The 5,193-nt window shown below is 74.6% G+C and carries 4 protein-coding genes and 1 pseudogene; 1 reads left to right on the top strand and 4 read right to left on the bottom strand.

The features are described 5' to 3' along the window. Positions 1 to 139 precede the first annotated feature (139 nt). Positions 140 to 277: pseudogene (locus tag AC0CYZ_RS31890) on the top strand (peroxidase/catalase (catalase-peroxidase)); the annotation flags it as partial. 152 nt (positions 278 to 429) lie between these two features. On the opposite strand, the gene AC0CYZ_RS31885 reads toward AC0CYZ_RS31890, so the two are convergent. Genes AC0CYZ_RS31885 through AC0CYZ_RS31870 form a run of 4 tightly spaced genes read right to left on the bottom strand, consistent with a single transcriptional unit; the run spans position 430 to position 5,169 of the window. After that, on the bottom strand, positions 430 to 1,257 hold the full coding sequence (locus tag AC0CYZ_RS31885; RefSeq protein WP_472222317.1) for a nuclear transport factor 2 family protein: 828 nt from the start codon (positions 1,255 to 1,257) through the stop codon (positions 430 to 432). A 12-nt stretch (positions 1,258 to 1,269) separates the two neighbouring features. Then, positions 1,270 to 2,064, bottom strand: a complete 795-nt coding sequence (locus AC0CYZ_RS31880; RefSeq protein ID WP_472222315.1) for an SDR family NAD(P)-dependent oxidoreductase — start codon at positions 2,062 to 2,064, stop codon at positions 1,270 to 1,272. Then, complete coding sequence (locus AC0CYZ_RS31875) at positions 2,045 to 3,706, bottom strand: AMP-binding protein (RefSeq protein ID WP_472222313.1); 1,662 nt, start codon at positions 3,704 to 3,706, stop codon at positions 2,045 to 2,047. The genes AC0CYZ_RS31880 and AC0CYZ_RS31875 overlap by 20 nt, the downstream gene beginning before the upstream one ends. Further along, positions 3,703 to 5,169 (bottom strand): glycosyltransferase, encoded by a 1,467-nt coding sequence (locus AC0CYZ_RS31870; protein WP_472222311.1) that lies wholly within the window; start codon positions 5,167 to 5,169, stop codon positions 3,703 to 3,705. The genes AC0CYZ_RS31875 and AC0CYZ_RS31870 overlap by 4 nt, the downstream gene beginning before the upstream one ends. Positions 5,170 to 5,193: the final 24 nt, after the last annotated feature.

The following is a 5,193-nucleotide window of genomic DNA, read 5'->3' as shown; positions in this document are numbered from 1 at the left end:
GAACCTCGCGATGCAGAAACGTCGGACGTGGGGTGTGATGGCCGATCCAAGCTTCTCGTTCGACGCATTCGTGGATTCCGATCCTGTGGGCTTCAAGAAGTCAATGGAAGGTTACGGCCTTGGCGCCGAGACGAGATAGGTCGTCTTCAGCTCCAACTCCGAGCTGCGCGCGGTCGCGGAGATCTACGCGGAGAACGGGTCGGAGGAGAAGTTCGTCCGGGACTTCGTCAAGGCCTGGGACAAGGTCATGATGCTGGACCGGTACGACGTGAAGTAGGTGCGCTTCGCGCTCGGTGCCTGCTGCGCACCTGGTCGGACGAACCCGTCTACCGGCGTAACAGGCCACGACGTGGATGAGCTCTACGCCGCCCTCCCCGCACCCGCACGCGCGTTGAGTCGCCGTACGGCCGCCACCCGGTGACGAACCCCTCATGCGTCCCGCACCGGGGTCTCGATGTCGTCGTAGAGGCGGACAGCGGCCAGGCGCCCCCCGATGTCGCGCTCGCAGACCATCAGCCCCGCCTCGGGTGGCAGATCGCGGCCACCCCAGCGGTCGCAGTTGTACTCGAGGGCGCACCGCAGGCCGTCGTCGGTCGTGGCGCAGTACTCGAGCCGCACGCTTCCGCCGCCGAAGCACCGGGCGAAGTACGGGCGCAGTTCGGCGGCGCCGCGGTGGGTGTACTCCGGCGCGTCGGGCTCGCGGAGGTACCCCTCCGGGGCGAACGCCTGCACGGCGGCGTCGGCGTCGCCGGCGGCCAGCGCGGCCAGGTAGCGGCCGACGACGCCGTCGGGACCGCCGGACTCCGGCGCGAGGACCGGAGGCCGGAGGTGGTGGGCGCCGGTGACCGGCTGCCGGCTGGAGTAGGTGCGGAACTGCACCGAGCGCTCGTGCTCGGCCTCGGCGACCACCGCGACCGGCCACGCCACCTCCCGGCCGTCCCGGGTCAGGTACGCCAGCAGCTCCACCACGGCCCGGCCGCCGGACGCGGTGGTGGCGACGGTCTCGGTGCGGGCGTGGAGCCCGGCGAGCCATTCGCCGTTCCGCCGGACGAACGCCCGGATGTTCCGGTGGCCGCGGACCGTCCCGGCCCGCGGGTCGTGGATGACCACCTCTCCCGGCCAGGTGGTCTCGAGGTCGCGGACGCTGCGTCGCCGCAGTGCGGTGAGGAGCGCGCCGGGCGGGTCGGCCCGGTCCTCGGCACGGGTCTGCCGGCGTGCCGGCTCCGCGGCGGTGAGGAAGTCGGGGAACCACGGCATCGGTGGAGGTCCTCACGCTCGGGGAGACGCCGCGCCGCCGGCGGACGGCCCGGGCCGGGGCGCGCGCGCCGACCGGGAGGAGCCGTCCGGTGCGCCACCCCCACCCCGTCCCCGGGGTGGGGCGGTGTCGGCCTGCGGGCCGTCGAGGGTCGTCTCGGCGGTCCACTCGGACTCGGGCTGGGTGTGGAGGGCCCAGTAGGTCTCGGCGATGCGGTCGGGATCGAGCGCCCCGCCGGGGACGACGGCGCCGCCGATCGTGACGCCGGCGACGTGGACGCCGTCGGTCCGGAGCTCGTCGTGCAGCAGCGACACCGCCGCACGCAGGCCGGCCTTGCCGAGGGAGAGTGTGGCGTGCCCGGGGTCCGGAGCCACCGACGGGTGCCCACCGGTGGCGAGGAAGGTGCCTCGGCCCGCGCGGCGCATCGCCGGGGTGAACACCTGCGCGGCCGTGACGGCCCCGACCACGTCCACGGCGTAGGTGGCGAGCAGGTGGTCGACGTCGGTGGTCAGGATGCCGTCGGCCGCGGTGCGGGCGGCGTTGTAGACCACGACGTCGGGTGTGCGGGGCGCCAGGGCCTCGAGGGCGCGGCGGAACCCGCGGGGGTCCGCGATGTCGGCCGTCACGGTGTCGGCGCCGACGCCCGCGTCGTGCAGCTCGCGGGCGAGGGCGGCCAGATGGCCTGCCTGGCGGGCGACGAGGGTCACCGCGAAGCCCTCGCGCCCGAAGCGACGGGCGACGGCCAGGCCGAGTCCCGGCCCGGCGCCCAGCACGATCAGGTGCTGCGCCTCACTGACGGACGGCGTCATCGGGAGCGCTCACCGGCTCTCCCATGGACCGCAGCGTCCGTTTCAGGACCTTGCCCGTGCTCGTCCGCGGCAGCTCGTCGAGGAAGACCACGTCGCGGGGCACCGCGAAGCGGGCGAGGTTGTCCCTGACGTACACGCGGACGTCCTCGGCGTCGAGCACCGCACCCGGTTCGAGGACCACGAACGCCGCGAGCCGCTGCCCGAGGTCGGCGTCCTCGACCCCCACGACGGCGACCTCGCGGACCCCGGCGAGGCCGGCCAGGAGGTTCTCGACCTGGTCGGCGTGCACGTTCTCACCACCGGAGACGATCATGTCGTCGGCGCGGCCGGTGACGAACAGCAGGCCGCGCCGGTCGAGGTGACCGAGGTCCCCGGTCCCGAGCAACCCGTCGACGCCCTCGATGTGCCCGCGCCCGTGGGTGTAGCCGGCGACGAGCATGTCGTTCCCGACGAAGATCCGACCGGTCGTGCCCGGCGGGACGACCCGGTCCTGGTCGTCGAGGATCCGCAGCACCGTGCCGACGGGAGCCCGTCCGGCGGTCTCGGGGTCGGCGCGCAGCTCGTCGGGGGTGGCGATGCTCGCCCAGGACACCTCCGTCGAGCCGTACAGCATGTAGAGCACCGCGCCGAAGCGGTCGAGGAAGGCGGTCACCTTCGCCCCGGGCATCGCCGACCCGGTCGCGACCACCGTGCGCAGGGCGGACGTGTCGTACCGGTCGCGGACCTCCGCCGGGAGCTCCAGCATCCGCTGCAGCATCACCGGGACCGCGAACACCTGGGTGCAGCGGTGGACGGCGATCTGGCTCAGGGCGTCCTCGGCATCGAACCGGCGACGCAGCACGAGGGTCGTCCCGAGCAGCGACCCGAGCTGGAACGCACCGAAGCCCCACGTGTGGAACAGCGGTGCCGACACCAGCGCGGGCTCCTGCGCGCGAAGCGGGATGCGCGAGAGGATCGCGTCCACCGGGCCGAGGCCCTTCGGGACGGGACGCTCGGCGCCCTTGGGCGGCCCCGTCGTGCCCGAGGTCAGGACGATCGTGCGGCCGACGCGCGGCCGGAACGGGAGCGGTCCGGGTCCGCCGGCGGCGATCAGCTGCTCGACCGAGTCCTCCCCGGGGGCGGGGCCCGGCGCCCCGGTCCATCCCCGGATCCAGGTCACGCCGTCCGCCAGGTGGACCAGACGATCGGCGAGGTCGTCGTCGGCCACCACGGAGGTGACGCCCTGCTCCGCGATCGCCGCGGCGGTCTGGTCGGCGGAGAGACCCGGGTTGAGCAGCACCACGTCGACGCCGGCCTTGGCCGCGGCGATCATCACCTCGACCGGGGTGCGGTGGTTGCGGCACAGCAGCCCGAGCCGTCCCCGCCCGGTCAGCCCCCGGTCGACGAACGCGCGGGCCAGCCGGTCAGTCCGACGATGAATCTCGGCGAAGGTCAGCGTGCCGCGGTCGTCGACCACGGCGAGGCGGTGCGGGTGTCGCCGGGCGCCGATCGCGTAGGCGGTGGCCGGCGTGAAGCGGTAGCGCAGGTACGCGGCCGGGAACGTGGCCGCGCGGTCGGGGCGCACCGGCGCGAGCACGCCGGCGGCGGCGAGCAGGCGCAGTCCGGTCAGCAGTTCCCCCGGGGTGCCGAACGGCGTCCTCATGTCCGGGCCTCCAACGGCTGGGCGGTCGGGCGGGCGAGGACGCGACCTCGCCCGACCGGCCCGCTCCCGGCACGCACCTGTCGCACGAGGTCGAGCCACTCCCGCAGCTGGCGGTCGGGCAGGAAGCGGTCCCGCACCCGCTCGTGGGCGGCCGCACCGAGCCGGTGAGCCGCCTCGGGGTCGGCCAGCAGGTCGACGATCGCCGCGGCGAACGCGGGCCGGTCCTCGGGTCCGACGAGGCGCCCCGAGATCCCGTCGTCGATCTGGTCCCGGATCCCGCCCACCGCCGAGGCGACGACGGGCCGGGACTTCCACATGGCCTCGGCGACGGTGAGCCCGAAGCCCTCCCGGAGACTCTTCTGGGTCACCACCGTGGCGTGTCGCTGGAGGGCGTTGACCACGAGCGCGTTCTCGTCGACGTCGGACATGTCGAGACTGGCCAGCCCGACCCGCCGTCGCACCCGCTCGGGCAGCGCCCGCCAGGCCGCCGTGACCTCGTCGAGGACGCGCAGCCCCTCGGGGTCGTCCGACACCCCGGCCACGCTCGGGCCGGCGAGCAGCAGGTGCGCCTGCGCCCCGGGCGTCCCGTCCACGATGCCGTGGGCGAAGGCGTCGAGGACCCCGGCCATGTCCTTGAGGTGGTCCCACCGCGAGATCTGCACGACCAGGGGCACGTCGCGGGGGAAGGGGCCACCGTCGCGGACCAGGGCGGCGGGGTGCGCGACGCAGTCCCGCGCGGCGGGTGTCCCGTCGAGCAGCCCCGCGGTCGCGAGGACGTCCCGGACCCGTCCGGGGTCGAGCTCGACGTTCTTCGCCGAGACCGGATCGATGGCCGGTTGGATGATCGCGGTCCGCGCGGCGTCGTCGCCGAGCCACGCCGGGACGTAGGCGGCCCGGGAGAAGACCGAGACCACGGCGGCCTCGACGTAGGGGCGCAGGAACGACCACGCCTGGTCGGTGCGCTCGCCGCGCGTGTCGGTGCCCACGTGGCACCGCCACACCGGGACGGCCCCACAGGCGCGGACGACCTCGGCGAGCCCCGCCGTCTGCGGGTCGTGCAGGACGACCACGTCGCCGGGCGCGAGCACCTGCCGCAGGCCGTCGGCCTCCTGGGCCAGCAGCGCCTCGTAGACCGCCCGCTCGTCCGCGCCGAGCACGCCGCCGTCGCCGCCCGCCCCGTGGAGCAAGTTGTGGATCCGCTTGGTCACCGCGAAGAAGGGCGCTGCCCCCTCGACGACGAGCCAGCGGGTGTCGATCCCGGCGGCGACGGCGTAGCCGACGAGGCCGCGGAGCATCTCGGCGACGCCGCCACCGGTCGCTGTGGAACTGACGTTCCACAGCGTGTGCCCGGACATCTCGTCGTCGGCGCGCTCGGTCAGCGCGTCGAGCGCGCGGTACTGGGCGTCGCCGAGTGCGGCCGCGAGCCGGTCGCGGGGCAGGGCGGGAACGGTCACCTCGAACACGGAGGCTCCTCGTCGGAGGGCTCC

The organism is Actinomycetospora sp. (assembly GCF_055612215.1).
Note: the sequence above shows the minus strand (reverse complement) of the source record. Positions and strands in the feature narration are given on the sequence as shown.

Bases quoted from the DNA above. Each gene is read 5' to 3' on its own strand.
- AC0CYZ_RS31875 (WP_472222313.1), bottom strand. From the start codon at position 3,706: ATGAGGACGCCGTTCGGCACCCCGGGGGAACTGCTGACCGGACTGCGC.
- AC0CYZ_RS31880 (WP_472222315.1), bottom strand. From the start codon at position 2,064: ATGACGCCGTCCGTCAGTGAGGCGCAGCACCTGATCGTGCTGGGCGCC.
- AC0CYZ_RS31885 (WP_472222317.1), bottom strand. From the start codon at position 1,257: ATGCCGTGGTTCCCCGACTTCCTCACCGCCGCGGAGCCGGCACGCCGG.